Annotated in this window: 21 protein-coding genes, 1 tRNA gene and 6 pseudogenes; 21 read left to right on the forward strand and 7 right to left on the reverse strand. The window is 61.9% G+C overall.

Translation table 11 applies throughout. The features are described from left to right. Positions 1-26 precede the first annotated feature (26 nt). From L0A91_RS15485 to L0A91_RS15495, 3 genes are read left to right on the forward strand one after another with little or no spacing between them, the layout of a single operon-like run. Positions 27-518, forward strand: coding sequence for a hypothetical protein (locus L0A91_RS15485; RefSeq protein WP_235245221.1), 492 nt, complete (start codon positions 27-29; stop codon positions 516-518). Further along, the gene (locus tag L0A91_RS15490; RefSeq protein WP_235245222.1) at positions 518-1,075 is read left to right on the forward strand and encodes a class I SAM-dependent methyltransferase; all 558 of its coding nucleotides are present in this window, start codon (positions 518-520) and stop codon (positions 1,073-1,075) included. Before L0A91_RS15485 ends, L0A91_RS15490 begins: the two co-directional genes overlap by 1 nt. Then, on the forward strand, positions 1,068-1,550 hold the full coding sequence (locus L0A91_RS15495; protein ID WP_235245223.1) for a hypothetical protein: 483 nt from the start codon (positions 1,068-1,070) through the stop codon (positions 1,548-1,550). The genes L0A91_RS15490 and L0A91_RS15495 overlap by 8 nt, the downstream gene beginning before the upstream one ends. On the opposite strand, the gene L0A91_RS15500 is transcribed toward L0A91_RS15495, so the two are convergent. From L0A91_RS15500 to L0A91_RS15510, 3 genes and pseudogenes are all read right to left on the reverse strand, one after another. Next, a complete protein-coding gene (locus L0A91_RS15500) occupies positions 1,547-2,119 on the reverse strand; it encodes a hypothetical protein (RefSeq protein ID WP_235245224.1) in 573 nt (190 codons plus the stop codon). The genes L0A91_RS15495 and L0A91_RS15500 overlap by 4 nt on opposite strands. A 283-nt stretch (positions 2,120-2,402) precedes the next feature. Next, complete coding sequence (locus L0A91_RS15505; RefSeq protein WP_235245225.1) at positions 2,403-3,056, reverse strand: hypothetical protein; 654 nt, start codon at positions 3,054-3,056, stop codon at positions 2,403-2,405. 168 nt (positions 3,057-3,224) lie between these two features. Then, positions 3,225-3,269 (reverse strand): annotated as a pseudogene (locus L0A91_RS15510) (hypothetical protein); the annotation flags it as partial. Between the two features lie 302 nt (positions 3,270-3,571). On the opposite strand from L0A91_RS15510, the gene L0A91_RS15515 reads away from it, so the two are divergent. From L0A91_RS15515 to L0A91_RS15530, 4 genes and pseudogenes are all read left to right on the forward strand, one after another. Next, on the forward strand, positions 3,572-4,141 hold the full coding sequence (locus L0A91_RS15515; RefSeq protein WP_235245226.1) for a TetR/AcrR family transcriptional regulator: 570 nt from the start codon (positions 3,572-3,574) through the stop codon (positions 4,139-4,141). Next, a pseudogene (locus L0A91_RS15520) lies at positions 4,135-5,863 on the forward strand (ABC transporter ATP-binding protein). The gene L0A91_RS15515 and the pseudogene L0A91_RS15520 overlap by 7 nt, the downstream one beginning before the upstream one ends. 1 nt (position 5,864) lies before the next feature. Beyond that, positions 5,865-7,854, forward strand: a pseudogene (locus L0A91_RS15525) (ABC transporter ATP-binding protein). Between the two features lie 490 nt (positions 7,855-8,344). Then, on the forward strand, positions 8,345-8,623 hold the full coding sequence (locus L0A91_RS15530; protein ID WP_235245227.1) for a hypothetical protein: 279 nt from the start codon (positions 8,345-8,347) through the stop codon (positions 8,621-8,623). A gap of 489 nt (positions 8,624-9,112) precedes the next feature. Here the strand turns inward: L0A91_RS15530 and L0A91_RS15535 are convergent, their stop codons facing one another. Further along, positions 9,113-9,775: a hypothetical protein gene (locus L0A91_RS15535; RefSeq protein ID WP_235245228.1), complete on the reverse strand. Its 663-nt coding sequence runs from the start codon at positions 9,773-9,775 to the stop codon at positions 9,113-9,115. 237 nt (positions 9,776-10,012) lie between these two features. Here L0A91_RS15535 and topA point away from each other — a divergent pair. The 6 genes and pseudogenes from topA to L0A91_RS15565 form a co-directional block, all read left to right on the forward strand. Further along, positions 10,013-11,884, forward strand: a pseudogene (gene topA, locus L0A91_RS15540) (type I DNA topoisomerase); the annotation flags it as partial. A gap of 18 nt (positions 11,885-11,902) precedes the next feature. Then, positions 11,903-12,244 carry a topoisomerase C-terminal repeat-containing protein gene (locus L0A91_RS15545; protein ID WP_235246654.1) on the forward strand — a complete coding sequence of 114 codons (342 nt, stop codon included), beginning with the start codon at positions 11,903-11,905 and terminating at the stop codon, positions 12,242-12,244. Then, positions 12,241-12,294, forward strand: a pseudogene (locus L0A91_RS15550) (hypothetical protein); the annotation flags it as partial. The gene L0A91_RS15545 and the pseudogene L0A91_RS15550, both read left to right, overlap by 4 nt. Before the next feature lie 141 nt (positions 12,295-12,435). Then, positions 12,436-12,705 carry a topoisomerase C-terminal repeat-containing protein gene (locus L0A91_RS15555; RefSeq protein ID WP_235245229.1) on the forward strand — a complete coding sequence of 90 codons (270 nt, stop codon included), beginning with the start codon at positions 12,436-12,438 and terminating at the stop codon, positions 12,703-12,705. A gap of 8 nt (positions 12,706-12,713) precedes the next feature. Beyond that, on the forward strand, positions 12,714-12,905 hold the full coding sequence (locus tag L0A91_RS15560) for an HAD hydrolase-like protein (RefSeq protein ID WP_235245230.1): 192 nt from the start codon (positions 12,714-12,716) through the stop codon (positions 12,903-12,905). Then, positions 12,887-13,375 (forward strand): HAD hydrolase-like protein, encoded by a 489-nt coding sequence (locus L0A91_RS15565; protein ID WP_235245231.1) that lies wholly within the window; start codon positions 12,887-12,889, stop codon positions 13,373-13,375. Before L0A91_RS15560 ends, L0A91_RS15565 begins: the two co-directional genes overlap by 19 nt. Here the strand turns inward: L0A91_RS15565 and L0A91_RS20140 are convergent. Beyond that, positions 13,269-13,772 carry a 2'-5' RNA ligase family protein gene (locus L0A91_RS20140; protein WP_397333881.1) on the reverse strand — a complete coding sequence of 168 codons (504 nt, stop codon included), beginning with the start codon at positions 13,770-13,772 and terminating at the stop codon, positions 13,269-13,271. The genes L0A91_RS15565 and L0A91_RS20140 overlap by 107 nt on opposite strands. 326 nt (positions 13,773-14,098) lie before the next feature. Next, positions 14,099-15,123: pseudogene (locus tag L0A91_RS15575) on the reverse strand (trans-sulfuration enzyme family protein). Between the two features lie 111 nt (positions 15,124-15,234). On the opposite strand from L0A91_RS15575, the gene L0A91_RS15580 reads away from it, so the two are divergent. The 8 genes from L0A91_RS15580 to L0A91_RS15615 all read left to right on the forward strand — a co-directional run bounded on the left by L0A91_RS15580 (position 15,235) and on the right by L0A91_RS15615 (position 20,104). Continuing rightward, positions 15,235-15,642, forward strand: coding sequence for an Lrp/AsnC family transcriptional regulator (locus L0A91_RS15580; RefSeq protein WP_235245233.1), 408 nt, complete (start codon positions 15,235-15,237; stop codon positions 15,640-15,642). A gap of 207 nt (positions 15,643-15,849) precedes the next feature. Further along, positions 15,850-16,542, forward strand: a complete 693-nt coding sequence (locus L0A91_RS15585) for a MerR family transcriptional regulator (RefSeq protein WP_311197875.1) — start codon at positions 15,850-15,852, stop codon at positions 16,540-16,542. A 14-nt stretch (positions 16,543-16,556) separates the two neighbouring features. Next, positions 16,557-17,288 carry a dTMP kinase gene (tmk, locus tag L0A91_RS15590; protein WP_235245234.1) on the forward strand — a complete coding sequence of 244 codons (732 nt, stop codon included), beginning with the start codon at positions 16,557-16,559 and terminating at the stop codon, positions 17,286-17,288. Then, entirely contained in the window at positions 17,225-18,376 is a 1,152-nt protein-coding gene (locus L0A91_RS15595) for a DNA polymerase III subunit delta' (RefSeq protein ID WP_235245235.1), read from the forward strand. The genes tmk and L0A91_RS15595 overlap by 64 nt, the downstream gene beginning before the upstream one ends. A 16-nt stretch (positions 18,377-18,392) precedes the next feature. Next, on the forward strand, positions 18,393-19,379 hold the full coding sequence (locus L0A91_RS15600; protein WP_235245236.1) for an alpha/beta fold hydrolase: 987 nt from the start codon (positions 18,393-18,395) through the stop codon (positions 19,377-19,379). Between the two features lie 115 nt (positions 19,380-19,494). Beyond that, on the forward strand, positions 19,495-19,845 hold the full coding sequence (locus L0A91_RS15605; protein WP_235246693.1) for a hypothetical protein: 351 nt from the start codon (positions 19,495-19,497) through the stop codon (positions 19,843-19,845). Further along, entirely contained in the window at positions 19,758-19,958 is a 201-nt protein-coding gene (locus L0A91_RS15610) for an alpha/beta hydrolase (protein ID WP_235245237.1), read from the forward strand. Before L0A91_RS15605 ends, L0A91_RS15610 begins: the two co-directional genes overlap by 88 nt. 73 nt (positions 19,959-20,031) lie before the next feature. Next, a tRNA-Thr gene (locus tag L0A91_RS15615) sits at positions 20,032-20,104 on the forward strand. 503 nt (positions 20,105-20,607) lie between these two features. Here L0A91_RS15615 and L0A91_RS15620 read toward each other — a convergent pair. Then, on the reverse strand, positions 20,608-22,152 hold the full coding sequence (locus tag L0A91_RS15620) for a DUF3352 domain-containing protein (protein WP_235245238.1): 1,545 nt from the start codon (positions 22,150-22,152) through the stop codon (positions 20,608-20,610). Between the last annotated feature and the right edge of the window lie 102 nt (positions 22,153-22,254).

A 22,254-nucleotide genomic window follows, 5' to 3' on the forward strand; every position in this document is an offset into this window, starting at 1 on the left:
CGCACCTCAATAGCTAGTCTGGTCCGGTGTCAGACCAAACGCCTTCGCGCCCACCGCCCACCGTCTCTGCTGAGGTCGCGACGCGGCTGCGAGAGGGGCTGATTGCGGCCAACTACACGGTCGACGGTCTAGACGAGATCTTGGGCGATCGCGCCAGCGCTGCCCTGCATCGTGGCCAGCCCTTGTTGGCCCTTCGCCAGGTCCGCGAGAGCTCGCGACCGGCCGCAGTCTTGGCCAGGCTTTGGGTCTTTAACGACCCCGTCTCAGCGGGAGAGCTCGAATCAGCACTGCCTCAAGCCAGCACCGACGAGTTGGCTGACGCAGGTCTGATCCGGAGCATCAGTGACGGGTTCGTTGGCACCTGCGATTTGCGGCCTTACGGCGATGAAACCAGCCAGTGGTGGGTCGTCTCGGACCTGGGGAGAACGTCATTGACGGGCCACTGCCCACCAGCCATGTCCTCGGTGTCGGCGGAGCGTCCAGTACCTTGGCCTCATGGACGCCCAGGCCTGGCGTAGTGAAGGCGCTCGATATTGGCACCGGCTGTGGGGTGCAATCACTCCACCTTGCCGCGCATACCCAGAGGATTGTGGCGACCGATTTGTCGCAGCGAGCACTCGCATACGCCCAGGTCACGGCCGCGCTCAGCGGCTTGAGTCTCGACCTGAGGCGCGGTTCCCTCTTCGAACCAGTCGGTGATGAGCAATTTGACCTGATCATCAGCAACCCGCCCTATGTCATCACCCCTCGGCGCGACGGAGTTGCCCTCTATGAATACCGAGACGGCGGCATGGTTGGTGACGGCATCGTCGAGCACCTGGTCAGGAACATGGCCGATCGCCTCAAGCCTGGCGGCATCGCACAACTGATGGGCAACTGGGAGACCGGCCCTGGAGTCAGTGGGGCAGACGAGTGGCAAACCCGGGTGAGCGGCTGGGTTGAGGAAGCGGCTTGGACGCTTGGATCATTCAGCGGCAAACCCAAGACACCGCCGAGTATGCCGAGACGTGGGCGCGCGATGGCGGTCACCGCCGGGGCACGGCTGAGTTTGAGCAGGTCTATGCCGATTGGCTAGCGGACTTTGCCGAGCGCGGCGTCGAAGAGATTGGCTTGGCATCATCACGCTGCAGAAGCCTGCTGAGCACCGGCCTACCTGGTTCGTCGCCGAGGCTGTCGGCCATCAAGTGGCGAGTCCCGCTGGCCCGACGGTTTTGGCCGGTGTGCGCGCTCGCAGTTGGCTAGCCCACCATGGGGATGCCGAAGTGTTGTCGGTGCCGTGGAGTGTGGCTGGCGATGTGACCGAAGAGCGAACGTTCATCCCCGGCGAGAGTGATCCGTCGACGATCATCCTGCGCCAGGGCGGAGGGCTGCGACGAGCGGTCCAACTCGACACGGTGATGGCCGGTCTGGTTTCGGCGCTCGACGGTGAACTCACGCCCGATCAGTTGATCACGGCAATTGCGTTGTTGACCGAAGTCGACGTGGACGAAGCGAAAGCCTCAGCCATGCCCGTGCTGCGCGGACTGATCGCTGACGGCCTGCTGACCTAAGGCTCGGCAGGGGCGAACGCCGTGACGCCTGAAGTGAGGTTGATGACCGCGATTTCGTCAGATTCGTAGCCTGCCAAGTCCAGCGTGCCCCGTGAGATGTCGGTATCCGAGAGTTCCTCGGATTCTGCTGAGCACGGACCAACGACGTCGGCGAGGTAGTAATCGATTGGCTTGCCCCGAGAGTAGGAGCTTGTGAGGGTAATCGGCTCCGGCTCTTGTGTGCACAGGAGGGCTGCGTCCTCGGGGAATTCTTGAGTTGCCCCGGAGTCGGCGTCGATTAAGGCGGCCGAATCATTGATGACCGAGACAATAGATGAACCGGTCTCGAAGTTGCTGCCACCGTCCGACGGAAACGCAAAGTTCGCTGGGTCCGAGCCGAGGGGCTGAGCCCACTTGACGTTTCCGCTGTGCGGATCGACGGAGATGATCTCCAAATCGACGTCTGCATACACTCGGTCAGAGACTTCCTCGCCGTCGTAAGAGTAGCTTGCGGTGCCCGAATTGAAGCGGCACACGATGATTTGCTCGCTGTCCTCATTTGGGAGGTAGCCAAAGAAGTGCTGCGGCACGGAGCGGTGCCTTCAAGTGACCACAGTGTCTCGCCGGTGCCACGGTCCAATCCGACCAGGAGATTTGCGTCGAGGTCATCGCTCGCCTCAAACGGTTGAGTCCCATCTCTTTCCTCATACGGGCTACCGAACCCAATCACGGGGAGGTCGGGCTCATAATCCAACCAGTGCCATCCGCCATTGATGCTCTTACCGTCTCCGAACACGTCCGCGTACGGACGCGACCACTTGACCTCTCCATCGGCTCCGTAATTGAGCGCCTCGCTCGTTTCTCCGGGTGCGGTCACAGAGATGTATTCGCCGACGAAGACCCCTCCCGGGGGAGAAACGGGGCCTCGCCTGCGTTGTCGGCTTCGTCGTGTGGGCCGTCCTCAAGGGCGCCTGACTCGATATCTAGGTGCTTGGCGATAGCCTCGTCATCGACTTCCCAGATCAGGCCAGTCAGGCAGTAGGTGTCATCGCACTCTGACGGGCGATCGCTCCAGAGGAGTTGATTGCCTTGTTCTGGCCACTTGCTCATTCCAGTGTGGACATCAACAACGGCCAAGTGCCCCCAGGTGTTGTTGGGCGTGTCTTCATGGCGGTCTAGGAACGCGGTGGTCCACATGCCATCAATCTCGACAGCAGGGATGCCGTGCTCAACCCCAGTCGGCCTGGTGCCAGGGATGGCCTGCTCACGCCAAAGTTCGTCGCCAGTCGTGGCGTCCCATGCCACTACTGATTCCTCTTGATTGCCGATCGATACGTACGCGAGGGCGACTCCGTCAACGACCTCGAATTCACTCATCAACTCTTCGTCGTTGGCCCACAGCACCTCAACGGGTTCATCCCAAGCAGACGGCTCAGCCGTAGCAGTGGCTGTCTCCATTGATGAGTCGCTGCCATTCTCGGACCCGCTACACGCGGTGAGGGCAACCAACCCAAACGCTGTGGCCATGGCGGCAGATAAGGTTCTCGATCGCATCTTTGTTTCCCCAGTCCAATCGCCCCAGAATTACGCGTAACCGTAGCGCACCGGCAGTCAGGGTGCGTCGTAGTGGAGGAAAAGGAGCCCAAGAGTGCCGCTCTGGCCGTTATTCCTCCACAGGAGACATGGGGCCAGGGGTCACCCGCGCGCTGTCGCCGAGGCAAACCCCAACCAGGTATGCCGGTTGCCGTCCCAACCAACCTTGGGTCTGCCCGCTCAATCGACGACGTCGCCGCCGACCGGAATTCGGTTTCGCTGAGCCCGCCCGGAAGACACTGGAGGTTGGCAAATGTTCCGTCGTCTGCCGAGCAAGCGCACAGAAGGGCCGCCACCGGTTGATCGTTGGTATCACCGACGGTTCCACCGTCGTGGCTAGGGCCGGACCGCGCTATTCCGGTGGGCACCTTGGCAGGTATTGCCAGCCCCCAACTTGGAGTGAGCGCTCACTCACTTACTGTAGTCCGGTGTCCACGAGAGCCCCAGCCATGCCACCCTCGCAGCGACGCGCACACCTCGAAGCCTCTGCGCTCGAAGTCATGCGCGAGCGCGGGATGGCCGCCACCACTAAAGAGATCGCGGCTCACGCTGGGGTCGCCGAAGGCACCATTTTTCGCGTTTTCGACTGCAAAGAAGACTTGCTCAACTCAGCCCTGCGCGATGCCTTCAACCCTGGCCCGCTAATCGAGAAGCTCCACCAGATCGACCTGCGCCAGTCGCTGCGCGAACGCCTCATCCAGGCAGTCACCCTGCTGCAAGAGCGCGTCATCACCTTGTTTGACCTGATGCATGCGGTCGGCCTGGTCCACCCGCCAGAGGTGCACGGAGATGACGCTGAGGCTGCACACGCCCAGCACCAAGCGGTCGAGGCTAGCCTCGAGTCGCTGATCGCTGCCGACGCAGCCGAGTTGCGCATACCCGCCGCTGAGTTGGTCCAACTCGTTCGGCTGCTGACCTTCTCGGGCAGCAACAGCCACATCACCCGGGGCGAAACACTGGCCCCGACGTTCATCGTCGACACCCTGCTTGACGGCACTCGAAAGGCCACATCGTGCTGATCCCCCTCCTGCGCCGGCACCTGGCGCCATACCGGATGCAGATCGGTGTGCTGTTGGTGCTGCAACTCATCAGCACTCTGGCTTCGCTCTATTTGCCCAGCCTCAATGGCCGGATCATTGATGAAGGCGTCGCGGTGGGCAACACCGGCCAAATCATCAACCTCGGCGGGTTGATGTTGATTTTCTCTTTCGTTCAGATTGCCGTGACCGTGGGTGCCACCTATATCGCGGCCCGCACAGCCTCATCGGTGGCCCGCGATCTGCGCGGCAATGTCTTCTCCCAAGTGCGGTCCTTTAGCGCGCGTGAGGTCGGCCAGTTTGGTGCCCCCACGCTGATCAGCCGCTCCACCAACGACGTCACCCAGGTCCAAAACGTCACCTTCATGGCGCTCGCTCTGATGGTGACCGTCCCGATCATGATGTTCGGCGGCATCATCATGGCGCTACGCGAAGATCGCCAACTGGCCTGGCTGATGGTTGTTGCGGTGCCGTTGCTGGCGATCACCGTTGGCTCCATCATCTTTCGGATGGTCCCGCAGTTTGGCATCATGCAGAAGTCCGTGGACTGGGTAAACCGGGTGCTGCGCGAGCAAATCACTGGGGTACGCGTGGTGCGCGCTTTGTGCGCGAAGACCAAGAAGAAGCCCGGTTTGCTGAGGCCAACACGCAATACACTGGCGCGGCACTCGCCGTGGGCAAGTTGATGGCGATGGTATTTCCGCTGGTCATGCTGATACTGAACGGCTCAACCGTCGCTGCTCTGTGGTTCGGTGCGCAGCGCATCGAATCTGGAGACATGCAGATCGGCTCGCTGATCGCCTTCATGGCCTACCTGCTGTTCGTGCTGATGTCGGTGATGATGGCGACTTTCATGGCCACCATGATTCCGCGCGCCTCTGTTTCGGCCGGTCGCATCATGGAGGTGCTCGACACCCAATCGACCGTTCTTGACCCCGCCAACCCCAAATCAATCCCTGGTGGGTCGGTCGAAGTTGAGTTCCACAGCGTCGAGTTCCACTACCCGGGCGCCGAGTCAGCTGTGCTGCGGAATGTCAGCCTGACCGCCCACCCGGGCAAACAACCGCCATCGTCGGGTCCACTGGCGCAGGCAAGAGCACCGCGATCTCGCTGATTACCCGTCTGTATGACGTCACGGGCGGCGTCGTGACGCTCAACGGCGTCGACCTGCGCGAAGCCAGTCTGGACGACGTTTGGAGCAAGGCGGGGATTGTGCCGCAAAAGCCCTACCTCTTCACGGGAACCGTGGCTTCCAACCTGCGCTACGGCAACCCGGACGCGACCGATGAAGACCTATGGGAGGCGTTGCGGATCGCTCAAGGCGAAGACTTCGTGCGCGAAATGGCTGAGGGGCTCGAGAGCCACATCGCGCAAGGTGGCACCAACGTTTCCGGTGGTCAGCGTCAGCGCCTGGCGATCGCTCGAGCGCTCGTCAAGAAGCCGGACGTCTATATCTTTGACGACTCGTTCTCCGCGCTGGATGTCGCAACCGATGCCCGAGTGCGGGCCGCGTTGGCCTCGCACACCTTGGGCGCCACGGTCATCGTCGTCGCCCAGCGCGTCTCGACGATCATCGACGCCGACCAGATCATCGTGCTCGAAGACGGGGAAGTGGTTGGCCGTGGCCGACACGCTGACCTGTTGGAAAGCTGCAGCACATACCAAGAAATTGTTGAATCCCAACTGACGGCGGAGGTGGCCTGATATGAGCGAAGCTCCCAAGTCAGCAGACGAAAAGGCCGCCGAGGCTCGTCGCGGCCCCAAGCGCCAAGGGCATGGACCTGGCGCGGGCTTCAACGCTCCGGCAGAGAAGGCCCAACAGTTTGTGCCTTCAGCCAAACGCGTCCTTGGCCTACTCAAGCCCGAGCGGATGCTGCTGCTCATCGTCCTTGGCTTCGGCGTTGTCAGCGTGATCCTTACCGCGCTCGGCCCGCTCATTTTGGCCCGAGCCACCGACCTTATTTTTGCCGGCGTCTTCAGCGCCCAACTGCCAGCCGGGATCACCCAGCCCAAGCCGTCGATAACCTACGGGCTGACGGCAACGACACGGTGGCAGATATCTTGGCCGCGATGGATAACGTCGTGCCCGGTCAAGGCATCGACTTCACCGCAGTGGCCAACGTCTTGCTCTTTGTCTTGGGGCTGTATGTCGTGGCCTCGGCCTTGTCTTGGGTGCAGGCCCGGGTATTGGTCGTGGTCGTCAACCGCACCATCTTTAACCTGCGCCGCGATGTGGAGGCCAAACTCAACCGGCTGCCACTGCCTTACTTTGACAAGCAACCCCGCGGTGAAGTGCTGAGCCGCGTCACTAACGACATCGACAACGTCGCCCAAAGCCTGCAGCAAACGTTGAGCCAACTGCTCACGTCGCTGCTGACCGTCTTCGCGATGATCGCGATGATGCTCTACGTCTCGCCGTTGCTGGCCATTATCGCGTTGGTCACCATCCCGATCTCCATCGTGGTAACTACCTTCATCGGCAAACGCGCACAAAAGCTGTTCATCCGGCAGTGGAAGCACACTGGCGAACTCAACGGGGTCGTCGAAGAGTCCTTCTCCGGACACGAGTTGATCCAGGTCTTTGGTCGCAAGCACGAAGCCAAGCAGTCCTTCGACAAGGCCAACAGCGAGCTATATGACGCCAGTTTTGGCGCCCAGTTCATCTCCGGTCTGATTCAGCCCACGATGATGTTCATCGGTAACCTCAACTTCGTTGCGATTGCGGTGGTTGGTGGGCTGCGCGTCGCCTCCGGGTCGATGAGCTTGGGCGAGGTGCAAGCCTTCATTCAATACTCGCGCCAATTCACTCAGCCGCTGACCCAGGTTGCCGCCATGGCTAACCTAATGCAGTCGGGTGTTGCGTCGGCAGAGCGGGTTTTGAAGTGCTCGACACCGACGAGCAGAGCCGTGATGCTGGCTCGCCAGCCGTCATCGATAACCCCTGCGGCAAGGTCGATTTTGAGGGTGTGGACTTTGCTTATGACGCGGACAAGCCACTGATCCAAGACCTCAACCTCTCGGTTGAGCCCGGCCAGACCGTCGCTATTGTCGGTCCAACCGGTGCTGGTAAGACCACGATGGTTAACCTGCTGATGCGCTTCTATGAGCTTGATGGCGGTCAGATCAAGCTGGACGGCGTCAACATCACCGATCTGACGCGCCGCGATCTGCGCTCGCGGATGGGCATGGTGCTGCAGGACACCTGGCTGTTCAAGGGCACGATCGCCGAAAACATCGCCTACGGTCGACCTGAGGCCACCCGTGAGCAGATCGTGGAAGCCGCGCAGGCGACATACGTGGATCGGTTTGTGCACTCCCTGCCTGATGGCTATGACACGGTCCTCGACTCTGAGGGCGGCAGCGTCTCCACGGGCGAGAAGCAACTGATCACGATTGCCCGGGCTTTTTTGATGGACCCGTCGTTGCTGATCTTGGATGAGGCGACGAGCTCGGTCGACACCCGCACCGAGTTGTTGTTGCAACAGGCGATGAATGCGCTGCGCCAAGACCGGACCTCGTTTGTGATTGCGCACCGGCTCTCGACGATTCGTGACGCCGACCTGATCCTGGTGATGGAGGCCGGACACATTGTCGAGCAGGGCAGCCACGAGGAGTTATTGGCAGCCGATGGTGCCTACGCGGCGCTCTATCGCAGTCAGTTTGCCGCCCCTGAAGTCGATATGGAGACCGTCTGAGGTGCTCCTGATCTGCGGAAAGGGTGCTTGCCCTAAACTCGTCCTAATCTGCTATTGACAGTGGCAGGAAGATCACTCATTCTTCTCTTATCTGTCCCTCAATGGGGGGGCGATTCGAAGGGGGAATCATGAAATCAAGCACGCGCATTCTTTGGTCGGATCGGTTGCTGTCGTATCCTTACTTTGCACGGCCGCTGGTGCCTCAGCCTCCGATGTAAGTGAGGATCCGCTCTCCTTCACTGAAGCAGTCGTGACGGAAATGGGCGAAACCCCGTCTGTCGCCAATCCCGATGTCGCGCTTCCGACTGATGCCCAAGGTCCGATCGTTGTGGCAGTAGGCGACGGTGACGTACTCACCATGGACCTGCCCTTTGAAGGTGGCCCTGTTGACGAGGGTATTTCAAAAGGTATTGGGTAGGGCCGGAACGGGGGCGGCCACTTATTTCCTTGGTATCGACACTATTCGTAACAACTGCTAGGAGGTGCGGAGATGGCTGTGAGTGAAGATCGGAAGAAATTAGAATCCTCGGGTCTGCTTTCACCAGGCGTTCCTTGGCTGTTACCCGCCATCGGGTTCGCAGTTGGAATCGTAGTGGGAGGAGTTTTTGGGTCCGAGGGGAAAGTTGATTTTGGTCTCGTCGTGATTGGCCTTCCTTTCTCGGTGATTCTCGGCTTTTTTGTTCGTGATAAGCCGAGCGCGATCGTGAAAGGTGGAGCATTGTTCTTTCTCTTGATCGGCGTAGCCTTGGGGCTCATCGCCCCAAGTTGAGGGCCGCCCGTCACCGCTAATGCGAGGCTCGCGCATCGCGCGGAAGTGACAAGAAACAGTCGCCATTGGCCCCGGGCGAACCCATGTCATAGGTGGTCATGGCCTCGAGTTATCGTTGTAACGTCCGTTAGCCTGATCAGCATCGGCTGGATGATGGCCGGCTACATCATGTTTGGGGCCGTGCTCTTCTACCTGATGGCACAAGTGGGCAGGGCGTAGAGCGACAACCCGCAGGTTTTCTTGGGCATCAAGACATCAACGACAACCAAAAGCCCACAGCATTGGTATGCCGCACACCGCGCCGCTTGCAGCACCCCGCTTGTCGGGGCTGCGGCCCTACCGCCGAGTGTGCCGATGATGGTCGCTGTCAGCTATGCCGTCGACACGGACACAGGCTTCGTTGGGCATCGTCTCGATGCTGGCCAGCCTGGTCGTCATCGGCGGGATTGCAGTCGTGACTGGCGAGCGCGCTGCCCGCCGAGTGCCCGTCTAAGAGGCGGAATAGTCCTCACGAGCCAGCGTGAATCCGGCGCTGGAGTTGAGGTCGCGGCAGGAGATGCCGGTGCTTTCGCTCACGCAGAGCATCTGGCCTAACTGCAGGCTCTGCCCATAAGACAGCACTGCGAGGTCAGTGCCATCGACATTTTCGGTGTCGCCCACGTCGTCAGCCGCCCACCAGCCGCCCAGGTCCAGAGCAGCCTGACCGCGGATGGTTTCTGAGGTGCAACCCCAGGTCGCGGCCGCGTCGTCGATGACGGTGACCGCGTCGGCAGACTCGGTGGTGCAGTCGCCGAGCGCGTTCGGGTCCATGTCGCCTTCGCTGGGGTCAAACTGCTTTGAGGCGATTTGGCAGATGGCCGAGCCTGGCCGCATCACGCACTGAATGTTGCCCGACGGCATCACGAAGCTGGCCTGGTCACCGGTGGTGAGGATAGTTCCGTCGGCAGCAGCAGAAACTGTGCGCTCGCTGTCGTCAGCCGTCGCCGTGTTGGAATCACCGGTGGCTTCACTGTCATCAGAGCCATTGGCGGGTGCCGAGGTGATCGGGTCACCGATTTCGACACTGGGGCCAACCTCAGTGCCAGAACACCCGGTCAGGACGATCGCGGCGGCTGCGCCCAGGCATGCCAGGATGTGTCGCGGGTTGAGCAACAAGGTGCTCTCCTCTCGTTAGGCCAACTGGCACACCATAGCGACACATGTTGAGGCGCACACCAAGCATTCGTGAACGTCCGCTACCGTGTGGCGCACAGAGGTCTCGCGTCTTTCGTCGTGACGAATCCACGACCGCGTTGCCCAGCAAGGAGTTTTCGTGTCTCACAAACTTGTCATCGTCGAGTCACCGGCCAAGGCCAAAAGATCGGTGAGTTCCTCGGCAGCGACTATCAGGTGGACGCCAGCGTCGGCCACATTCGTGACTTGCCGAACCCGAGCGAGTTGCCCCCGGAAATGAAAAAGGGCCCCTACGGCAAGTTCTCGATCAACATTGAGGACGGCTTCGAGCCCTACTACGTCGTCGACGGCGACAAGAAAAAGAAGGTTGCCGAGCTCAAGCGGGCGCTCAAAGACGCCGACGAACTCCTGCTGGCAACTGATGAGGACCGCGAAGGTGAGGCGATCGCCTGGCACCTTCTCGAAGTCCTGAAGCCCAAGGTCCCGGTCAAGCGCATGGTTTTCCACGAAATCACCAAGGAAGCCATCCAGCGCGCCGCCCATGAGACCCGCGATCTCGACACCCGGATGGTCGACGCTCAAGAGACCCGTCGCGTCCTCGACCGCCTCTATGGGTATGAGGTGTCGCCCGTTCTGTGGCGCAAGGTCAAGCAGGGCCTCTCGGCTGGCCGAGTCCAGTCCGTCGCCACTCGCATTGTCGTTGAGCGTGAGCGCGAGCGGATGGCCTTCAAGTCGGCGTCCTACTGGGATGTCGAAGGTGAGTTTTCGCCGTCGTCCAACTCAGGTCAGGCCTTCAAGGCTCGACTGACTGGCGTGGATGGCCAGCGTGTTGCCACCGGTCGGGACTTCTCCGATGCTGGCGTGCTCAAGACCGAGACCGTCAAGCACCTCGACGCCAAACTGGCCACCGCGATCGCTGACTCGATGGAGCAATCCGTCGTCACGGTCCGCGAAGTCAACGAAAGCCCTACACCCGCCGCCCGTCGGCTCCTTCACGACCTCGACGTTGCAGCAGGAAGCCAGCCGCAAACTGCGGATGAACAGCCAGTCGACGATGCGGACCGCGCAGCGACTGTACGAAAACGGCTACATCACCTACATGCGTACCGACTCGACGACGCTGTCTGGCTCGGCAATCTCTGCCGCCCGTCAGCAGGCGCGTGACCTTTACGGCGCTGAGTTCGTGCCCGAAGCGGTCCGGGTTTACGGCAAGAAGGCGAAGAACGCCCAAGAGGCCCACGAGGCAATCCGCCCCGCCGGTGACTCGATGCGTACCCCGGCTCAGGTTGGTGGCGAACTGCGCGGCGGCGAGTATGCGTTGTATGAGCTGATCTGGAAGCGCACCGTCGCCTCGCAGATGGCTGATGCGCGCGGCTCCACTGCGACCGTGAAGTTGGGCGTCGCGCTGGCTGAAGGCGCTGGTGCCAAGGACGCTGAGTTCTCTGCATCGGGAACCGTCATCACCTTCCGCGGCTTCCTGGCTGCATACGAAGAGGGCCGAGACGAAGACCGCCACGCACGCAACGACGCTGATCAAGAGCGCCGACTGCCCAAGTTGTCGCAGGGCGTCGCGATCGACACCCTCGAGGCAGAAGCGCAGGGCCACCAGACCAACCCGCCGGCTCGTTATACCGAGGCGACGCTGGTCAAGGCGCTGGAAGAGAAAGGCATCGGTCGCCCGTCGACTTACGCCGCGACCGTCGGCACCATCAAGACCGCGGCTACGTGCGTACCCGTGGCTCTGCGCTGATCCCGACTTGGCTGGCGTTTGCCGTCACCCGATTGCTGGAACTGCACTTCCCGCGGTTGGTCGACTACGACTTCACCGCGTCGATGGAAGCCGACCTGGACCGCATTGCCTCCGGCGACGAGCAGCGCGTCGATTGGCTCAAGCGCTTCTACTTCGGCGATGAGTCCACGAACGCTGAGGGCCTGCGGGACCTGGTGGCCGACTTGGGCGATATTGATGCTCGTGGTGTCTCCACGATCGAGATCGGCGAAGGCATCGTGGTGCGCGTGGGTCGCTATGGCCCCTACGTCGAAGACACCAACACTGAAGGTGACCCCAGGCGTGCCAGCATCACCGACGACATCGCACCCGATGAGATGAGCGCTGAAAAGGGCCGCGAACTCCTGGAGACGGCATCAGATGATGGCCGCGTGTTGGGCCAAGACCCCGAGACCGGTCGCGACATTGTCGCCAAGGCCGGGCGCTATGGCCCGTATGTCACCGAGGTGCTGCCCGAGAGCGATGAGGCACCGGCCAAGGGCACCAAGAAGGCTGCCAAGGTGAAGCCGCGCACTGGCTCGCTGTTCAAGGACATGGACTTGGGCACGATCGAGTTGGACACGGCGCTGAAGTTGCTGAGCCTGCCGCGTGAGGTTGGAGCAGACCCGAGTCTGGCGACATCATCACTTCGCAGAACGGTCGCTATGGCCCGTACCTGAAAAAGGGCACGGACTCGCGCTCGCTGGCCACCGAAAACCAGATCTTCGACATCACGCTCGAAGAGGCCCTGGCGATCTATGCCCAGCCCAAGCAGCGTGGCCGCGCCGCCGCGCCGCCGCTCAAGGAACTTGGCAACGACCCAGTCAGCGAAAAGCCGGTTGTCGTCAAGGATGGCCGCTTCGGTGCCTATGTGACGGATGGCGAAACCAACGCCACCTTGCGCAAGGACGACGACGTCGAGACCATCACGGCCGAGCGCGGCTTTGAGTTGCTGGCGGAGAAGCGGGCCAAGGGTCCGACCACTCGCAAGAAGGCAGCGAAAAAGACCACCAAGAAGGCGATGACAAAGAAGGCCGCGACCAAAAAGACTGCCGCCAAGAAGACCACGGCGAAGGCTTCGGCAGCGAAGAAGACAACGACAAAGACGGCTACCCGCAAGACTGCGGCTAAGAAGGCCTAAGGCCGGGTATGTCTGCTGAGCTTGTCCTGTTTGATCTTGACGGCACGCTGACCGACTCGGCGCCGGGCATCATCAGTTCGCTGAAGTTGGCGCTCGCCGATTTGGGCTTGCCCGCACCCGACGACGGGGTGCTGTTTGGCCTGTTGGGCCCGCCCTTTGGGTCAGTCTGCCGACCATTGGCGTGCCTGAAGAGCGAGTAGCCGAGGCTGTTGAGGCTTATCGCGTGCACTTTGAGGCGGGCGCCATCTACACCGGCAACTCGGTCTATCCCGGCGTTGTCGAGTTGTTGACCAAACTCCAGCAGCGCGGTGTCCACATGGCAGTGGCGACCTCAAAGCCGCAGCCTGCTGCGCGGCGCATCATCGACCACTTCGGCTTGGCTGAGTTCTTCGTCGATGGCCTCGAGTCGGTCTTTGGGGCTGATGAGGCCGGTGTTGAGCGACCCAACAAGGCGAGCGTGATCGAGCACGCGCTGGCGCATACCCCAGTGGTTGGGGGAGTGGACTCGATCAAGATGGTCGGCGACCGTGAGCACGATGTGCACGGCGCCGCCGAACACGGCATCAAGGCAGTCGGCGTGGCCTGGGGATATGGCGCACCAGGTGAGTTGGCCGATGCTGGAGCCCGCGCGATTGCCCAGACCCCGGCTGAGTTGCTCGACCTGCTCTAGGGCTTAGCCGCGACGGCCACGTCTTCGACGACCTTTGCACTGGATCCCACCAGCGCAATCGGGTGGCAGTGATGGTGCCGAGTGGCTCGCCTGCACTGAGCACGTCGAGGGCTTCGGCAACCTTGGCCCGCGGCACTCGTCGCGCAAGGGTGATGTGCGGAGTCCACACCGGATACCGATTGGCGGGGACTCCGCGATGAATTTCGGCGACCAGCGCAGCGAACTCGTGATCAGGCTCGACCAAATGAGCGATGGTCACCCGCGGCCCGTCGCCAAAGAGCACCAAACCGCGAACGGTCAGCTCTGCAGGCAGCGCGAGCTTGTTTCGAGCCAGGTCCACGCTCTCGTTAGGTATGTCTTGGGCCGCCACCACCGTGACGTGCGGGGCGTTGGTCATCCCCTTGTGATCAGCCTGCGAGGGCAAGCCAGCGGCCTGAAGCGCCGCCCATTGGTGCCGAATGGCACGGTCGCTGACCTCGTCAAAGCTGAGTTCGAGGGCGTAGTCAGGCACAACGCCATCCTAGAGCGGGCCAACCACAAGCAGGCCAGGCCTCAGCCGCGCACTGACTCCCAGGTGTTTGTGGTGACTGCCTGCGCGAGGGCTTGACCCAAGTCGGCAATCAGGTCGAAGCGTCTTCGAGACCAACGGACAGGCGCACAATGCCTTCGCCGGGCTTGGCTTCGAAGCGACCGGGCGGTGGGTCAGCGATGCCGGGTGCTGGATCAGGCTGTCGACTCCGCCGAGGCTGACAGCATGGTGATCAGTTTGCACTGCTGAGTGACTGCAGCGGCCGCTTCGAACGAGCCGAGATCGAAGGCCAGCACAGCGCCACCACCAGACATCTGCGTGCCAACGAGGCCAGCGGGGTCAGAGTCACCGAAGCCGGGGTAGTGCACGGCCTTGACTGACTGGTGGGTGGACAGCCATTGGGCCAACAGGCCTGCGGTGGCCTGCTGCGCGCGCACTCGCACCGGGAGAGTCTGCAGTCCGCGGTGTGCTTGGTAGGCGGCGAGTGGATAGAGGATGGCGCCGGTGATGGCGCGCACGCCGCGGATGCGGCCGGCCCACTCGCTGTTGGTGGCGATGACGCCGGCGAGTAGGTCACCGTGGCCGCCGAGGAACTTGGTGGCCGAGTGCAGCACCATCGCAGCGCCGAGGTGATCGGGCGCTGCAGCACCGGGGTGGCGAACGTGTTGTCGACCATCACCGGGACGTCGCCCGCTGCGCGACACGGCAGCGATGTCGACCAAGTCCAGCGTGGGGTTCGCCGGGGTCTCGACAATGACAAGGCCGGTCTGCTCGGTGATAGCACCAGCAACTTCGCCGGGAGTAGCCCAGGTGACCGAGGTGCCGAGCAAGCCGGTAGCCAGCAGGTGGTCGCTGCCGCCGTAAAGCGGGCGAACGGCCACGATGTGGTTTCCAGCGCTCACGCATGCCAAAGGACTGCCGAGAGCGCCGCCATACCGGAAGCGAAGGCGACGCCTTCTTCAGCGTCTTCCAGGTCGGCCAGGGCGCGCTCGAACCGAGCAACGGTGGGGTTCCACAGCCGCTGGTAGACGCCACTCTGACCCTGCGTGAGTGCCCCGCCAGTGGCGAGGTGCTCGTAGTCAGCGCCGCCGGTGGCGACATCGGGCACGGGGTAGGTGCTCGACAGGTCGATCGGCGGGACGTGCACGCCCAGCGCGGTCAGGTCTTCGCGGGCGGAGTGCACAGCACGGGTATCGAGAGCGACGTCGTTGTCCATCATGCTCCCAATTGTGCAGATAATGCGTGAGTATTGCAATAGAGACGCAGGGTCTGCGTCGCACCGTATAAATATACGAATAAACCACCGCCAACTAGTGAGTAGACTCGCCCTATGCCGAAGCAATCACAGGGCGGAGACCACAGCCCGCCTGACGCCACCGATCAAAAGTTGGTGCAACTGCTCGCTGCCGATGGTCGGATGTCCAACTCGATGCTCGCGCGAGAGTCTGGGATTGCCGAGTCGACGTGCCTGGTCCGGGTGCGTTCGCTGCGCGAGCGGGGCGTCATCAGGGGAGTCCATGCCGACATCGATCCTGCCGCAGTGGGCCGTCCCGTCGAGGCCATGATCGCTGTTCGTTTTGGTGGTCACCGACGCGATCACTTTGAGACGTTCCGCGCCGAAGTGCCCAAGTTGACTGGCGTGATCAGTGCTTATCACGTCTCTGGTGCGACGGACTATCTCGTCCACGTGGCTGCCGAGTCTGCCGATGAGTTGCGCGACTTTGTGCTCGACCACTGACCAATCGGCCCGGTGTTTTGCACGCCGAGACTGCGCTGATCTTTGAGTCGCTGCATGGTCACGGGACGCTCACGTAACCAGGGCTTGACCCTCACGCGGCGTGAGGCCGCAGGCTCAGTCTCATGACCGAAGAGCAGACAGTTGGGCAAGTGGCCGCCCGCTTCGACATCACGATCCGATCGTTGCACCACCTATGACGCAATCGGGTTGTTGCAGCCGAGCGAGCGCAGCTATGCGGGTTACCGCCTTTATACCGGCGACGACCTGCAGCGCCTGCAGCACATCGTGGTCTATCGACGTCTTGGCTTCTCCCTTGAGGAAGTGGCCGAGTTGCTCGATGGCGGCGGTGATGTGGTGGCCCACCTGCAACGCCAACGCGAAGCGGTCTTAACCAAGGTGGCTGACCTGCAAGGCATGGTGGCCGCGATCGACACAGCGATGGAGGCGCAGATGGACAACAAGCCAGTAAGCGACGCGGAAATGCGCGAAATCTTTGGCAACGGCTTTGACGAGGAGTATGCGGTTGAGGCCGAGCAGCGTTGGGGTGACACCGATGCGTGGGCTCAGTCATCGAAGCGAACCAAAGGCTACAACAAGGCCGACTGGGAAGCGATCAAGGCTGAAGCCGACGAAATCAACGCTCGGTATGTCGCACTGCTGAGCGTGGGTGAGCCGGCGACCAGTGAAGCGGCGATGGATGTTGCCGAGGCCGCGCGATTGCAGATCGACCAGCGCTTCTACACCTGCTCGCGTGAAATGCATGCTGGGATCGCGCAGATGTATGTCAGCGACCCGCGATTCACCAAGACCTATGAGGACATTGCTCCCGGTCTCGCGCAGTTTGTGCATGACGCCGTGCACGCCAATGCACAGCGTGCAGGTGGCCTGTCAGCCTCCTGACCTAGAGTCTGGGTATGCCTCTTCCTGACGCTCCCGATGGTGAACCCCACCGAGGTTTCTTTGTGGCCTTTGAGGGCGGCGACGGCGCTGGCAAATCAACTCAGGCTCGGCTCTTGAGTGAGTGGCTTCGCGGCGAAGGCCATGAGGTCGTCACGACTCGCGAGCCTGGTGGCACCGAGTTGGGCAAGGCCATTCGGCAGTTGGTTTTGCATGGCGACTATGTCGCTCCGCGGGCCGAGGCGTTGCTCTTTGCCGCCGATCGAGCACATCACGTCGACACCCTGATCAAGCCAGCGCTTGATCGGGGTGCCGTCGTGCTGACTGACCGCTATCTGGATTCTTCGGTGGCTTATCAAGGCGTGGCTCGCGCGCTAGACCAGGGCGATATTCGTCAGTTGTCGCTGTGGGCAACTGAAGGCTTACTGCCTGACTTGGTGGTCTTGCTCGATGTCACCGCCGATCAGGGCCGGCAGCGGCGCGGAGATCAGCACGACCGACTCGAGCGCGAAGCCGACAACTTCCACACCGCCGTGCGAGATGGATTCTTGGAGTTGGCGGCCGCCGACCCGGATCGCTATCTGGTGGTGTCAGCTGGCGAATCGATTGCAGAGCTGCAGCATCAGGTGCGAGGTGCCGTTGGTCAGCGAATGGGGGAGCAGGGCTCGCGAGTGTCTTTGACCAGTTGGTCGGCCAAACCAAGGTCGTGCAGACGTTGCGCCGAGCCGCCACGAACCCGGCCAGCATGACCCACTCGTGGCTCTTCACGGGGCCTCCCGGTTCAGGCCGCTCGGTCGCCGCACGTGCCTTTGCAGCGGCGTTGCAGTGTGACCGCCCAGGGGAGACCGGCTGCGGAGAATGCGAGGGCTGCCGCACCGTGATGCTGGGCAGTCACCCGGATGTCACTGTCGTGGCGACCAACGAGACCTTTATTCGTGTCGACCGGGCCCGAGAGTTGGCGCTCGCTGCAGCGTCACGACCAGCCATGGGCAAATGGCGCGTCATCATCATCGAAGACGCCGACCGACTCAACGAACAAGCCGCAGACGCCCTGCTGAAGACACTGGAGGAGCCGCCGCCGCGCACGGTTTGGCTGTTGTGCGCCCCGACTCTGGATGACCTGATCGTCACGGTCCGCAGTCGGTGTCGTCACGTCCGTCTTGGGACGCCGCCGGTCGATGCGGTCGCGGAGTTACTGATCGTGCGCGACGGCATTGACCCAGCCATGGCGCATTACGCGGCGCGGGCAGCCCAGAGCCATATCGGCATCGCCAAGCGGCTAGCCACCAACGAAGATGCACGTGGCCGTCGGCGGCGACTGATCTCCATACCGGTGAAGTTGTCGTCGCTTGGTGCAGCGCTGGATAGTGCTGCCGACCTGGTTGAGGAGGCCACCGCGGGTGCCGAAAACACCTCGGGGCAAGATGCCAGCGAGGCCCGTGCCGAGTTGTTGCGTCAGTTAGGCGCCGATCCGCACGCACGCACTCAGCCGCCGGCGGTGCGTTCTCACCTGCGCACGCTGGAGGACGACCAGAAGCGTCAGGCCAGGCGCCGCCAGCACGACACGCTTGATGCAGCGCTGACTGATCTGTCTTCGATGTATCGCGATGCGTTGGTTTTGGGAACCGGAGCCCAGGTTGATCCCGTCAATGCCAGTGAGTTGGAGCAGATCCGCACACTGGCGAAGGCGATGAGCTCTGAAGAGTTGCTCGGTGCGCTTGAAACAATCGCGCTGGCGCGACAGAGATTGATTGCCAACGGTGCGCCACTGCTGGTGATGGAAGCAATGATGGTTGGGTTAATACTGCCGCGCGCTCGTTCGGGCGCTCGCGGATGATCGGGAGAGGAGTGCTGTGCGCGCAACGTCAAAGGTGAAGGGTCGAAGCGGCAGGTTTGTCGCCGCGACCGCAATGGTGGGGGCGTTGACGGTGTTGGCCGCCTGCACGGATGAAGGCGAGGTGACGTCGGCTGAGGGAACGAGTGAGTCCTCGAGCCAGTCCGCCGCGCCGAGCGAGTTGACCTCTGCTGTCCCCGAGGGCTTGGAGACGTTCTACGACCAGTCTCTGGCATGGGACGAGTGCGATGGCGGTGAATGCGCGACTCTTGAGGTCCCCATTGACTATCAGGCTCCCGAGGATGGCTCCATCGAGTTGGCATTGCTGCGCGTTGCTGCTGGCGGTGACAAGCAGGGCAGCCTGGTGGTGAACCCCGGCGGTCCCGGTGGCTCAGGCGTTGAGTATGCCCAGGCTGCGCCGTTGGCGTTTTCCACCGATGTGCGCGAGGTCTACGACGTGGTGGGCTTCGACCCACGCGGAGTTGCTCGCTCAGCGCCGATCATGTGCTTTGACGATGAGCAGATGGATGACTTCTATGGCAGCGACCCCAGCCCCGATGACGCTGCCGAAGAAGCCGAGGCCGATGCCCTGAACGAAGAGTTTGTCGAGGCATGCGAGGCCGCCGCGCCAGAGTTGTTGGGTCACGTCTCCACCGTTGAAGCCGCTCGCGACATGGATGTGTTGCGCGCAGCTTTGGGTGAAGAGGACCTTGATTATTTGGGTGCCTCCTACGGCACCTACCTCGGCGCTACCTACGCCTCGCTGTTCCCAGAAAACGTGGGCCAGTTCGTGCTCGATGGTGCACTCGACCCGACCTTGAGTGACCAAGAGGTCAGCTTGGGTCAGGCTGGTGGTTTCGAAGAGTCGACACGTGCCTACGTGCAGGACTGCATCGACTCCGGCGACTGCCCGCTGGGTGACGACGTGGATGCCGGTATGCAGAACCTGGTCGACTTCCTTGCTGAAGTCGATGAAAACCCCTCCCGGTCTCTGGCGACAGCGTGACCGAGCTGACCGAGGGTTGGGCACTGCTGGGAATCATCGTTGCGATGTATGACGAGGAGCCTGGCCGCTGCTGACTCAGGCTCTGCAGTCCGCTCAGGACGGTGACGGTTCGTCGTTGATGTACCTCGCCAACTTCTACGCCGACCGCAACGCTGAGGGTGTCTACAGCGGCAACAGCGGCCAGGCGATCTACGCAGTGAACTGCTTAGACCGCCCATCGCCTGAGGGTGCGCCGACCGCCGAGGAGATGCAGCCACAGTTCGACGAGGTTGCTCCGGTGTTTGGTAAGTACCTCAACGGCGAAGGTGCCTGTGGCATCTGGCCCGAGACGGCAGTCGAGACGATCGATGATTACTCGGCCGCAGGTGCGCCCCGATCTTGGTCGTTGGCACCACCGGCGACCCGGCCACGCCGTATGACTGGGCAGTCAAGCTGGCCGACACCCTCGACTCCGGTGTCTTGCTGACCTATGAAGGTGAAGGCCACACGGCTTATGGCCGGTCCAACTCCTGCATCGATGACGCCATCGACGGATTCCTGATTGACGATGTGGTCCCCGAAGACGGACTGACCTGCTGAGGTCGTCATCGGGCCCGCCGATTCGCAACAGTCGGGCCCGATGACGTATTCTCTTTGAGGCCTCAGTGGCCACGCCGCCTTAGCTCAGTCGGTAGAGCGATTCACTCGTAATGAATAGGTCGTCGGTTCGACTCCGACAGGTGGCTCAGATCATGCCCTCGACACACGTCGGGGGCATTTCTGCTGTAAGCGGTCAGCGCAACAGCACGGTCAGCGCAACATCAATGCCGCTTAGAACTAGTTGGGTGATGCGCACGCCAGAACGAAAGACCACCGAACAAAAGCCAGAAGACCCCTACCACCGCCCACCAGCCGCGGCCTGGGAAGAACGCCGACGCCACCATCAGCACCCCAACACAGGTAGTCGCGTAGGCCATGAACCGGGCCCAGCCACCCATGTGCGGACCCCAAAGCGATTCCCAATCAGCAGCCACACCAGGAAGGTTAGCCCCCTAGAGCCCGTTTTGTGCGGAGCGTCAGCGATCGCGATGGGTGCGATGGACAGCCGGCCAGGTCTAACCACGCCAGCTCGCCCAATAGGGCCTGCGTTGTTTGCACTTATCTGCGCTGACTGCGAATAGCGCCCGCCTTATTCGCAGTTGTGCCCCGGCCTTATGAGAGACCGGGGCACCTCTCATACCGCTAGTGACTAGTTGTTCGCGACAATCCGCAGGCTGAACGAGCCGTTGCCGTCCTCGCTCAACTGGCTCGTTATGCCGGCTGCGGCAATGGACTCCACTGCCGAGCGACCTTCAGCGGGCATCTCATCCAGGTACATCGACTCAAAGTCGTCGAGGTTCACGAAGGCGACGAACTGGGCGTCGTCCGCTTCGGGGACCGCCGTCTGGAAGACATCGCTGCCAGTCAACGAACCGCCATCAGTCAGCTGGTCCAGGTAGGACTGGCCACCAGTCATCCGCCAGACGTTGCCGTCGTCACCGACCACAACAGGCGAGACGTCCTGACCAGCGGTCAAGGCGAACCACAGTTCGTTAAGACGCTCGACGTCGGTGTCGGCCTGGTAGCCCATGTCGACGGTGCCTGAAGTGCCGTAGTTGGCCATCTCTTCGATCTGGGTGCCAACGCCCGGCCCACCGCTAATCGTCATGCTGTTGCCAAAGACGGTGGCGATGTCGCCGGGCAGTTCGAAGCCTTCGTAAGCAGCTTCGTCAACCAGGGACTGTGCCTCGTCCGGGAAGGATGTGGCGAACTGGTCCCAGGCGTGGTTGGCCAGCACGTCACCGTTCTCGACGCCCAAGGCAAAGGAGGTGTCATCTGGCAGATCGCCGATCAAGTGCGCGGAGTCGCCGCTCAAGTCAACGGGGCTGTCAACGCCAACCGTGACGCCGTACATCTCCAAGTAGTCATCGCCGAAACGAATCGTCATGGCTGCGCTGGCATCCGCGTAGTCTTCGGGGCTCAGTCCGTAGGCGTTGGCCATGTCATCCTCAAGGCCGAAGTCTTCTTCGACACCGAAGTCGTCCATAGCGACCTGTGCATCTTCGAGCTCGCTGAGTGCGGCGTAGTCACCCCACACCGTCAAGATCCCCTGATCGCCCAACTCGGACATGGCCTCGTTGAACTTTTCGTTGTCATCGAGGCTGCCCTCGTCCATGGCAGCTTCGTAGGATGACAGGTGACCAGCGTCGGTCATGACGAGGTAGTCGCCGGTGAAGGTGAACTCGCTCGACTCATCCGCGACTCCGGGTGACTCGAGGAACTCGCGTGCTGCATCCTCATCCGTCACCTGCACGGCTAGGACGGGGATTGGCTCGGGCTCACCGTCGACCATCAGACCTGAGACGCCCGCACGCTGCCCCAGCCACGGCTCAACGTCTTCTTCGTATGTCATGCCAGCCAACTCGGGGTCGCTAGCGAAACCCTCGTTGATCAACGACCCGAACCCGTCGCCGTTCTTCATGTCGTCGAGCTCTTCGACGTCGATCTCGGAGATAAAGCTCAGCGCCGACAACTTTTGGCTCGCGCTAGGGTCGAGGTCAAGCTCGAGGTAACCGATGCTCTCCTGTGGCAGTGCAGAGGACGGTTTGTCGCCGCCGCCGGAAAGCACCTGCACCGCAGCGATCGCTCCGCCGATAATCACCAGCGAGAAGATCAACGCCAAAGTGATCAGCAGCCACACGCCCTTGGAGAGGCGCCCCGACACTTGGCCGTAATTGGCATTTCCGTAACTCATGATGTGCGCTCCTGAATCTCTTTCCCCCGTCAGGGGCTGATGCTGTGTGGACGTGATCATCGTTCCGCAGGTTTCACGACTTTCTCTTTCCGTGACCCAAAC

The sequence above is a fragment of the Ornithinimicrobium sp. INDO-MA30-4 genome (assembly GCF_021535045.1).
GTDB lineage: Bacteria > Actinomycetota > Actinomycetes > Actinomycetales > Dermatophilaceae > Ornithinicoccus.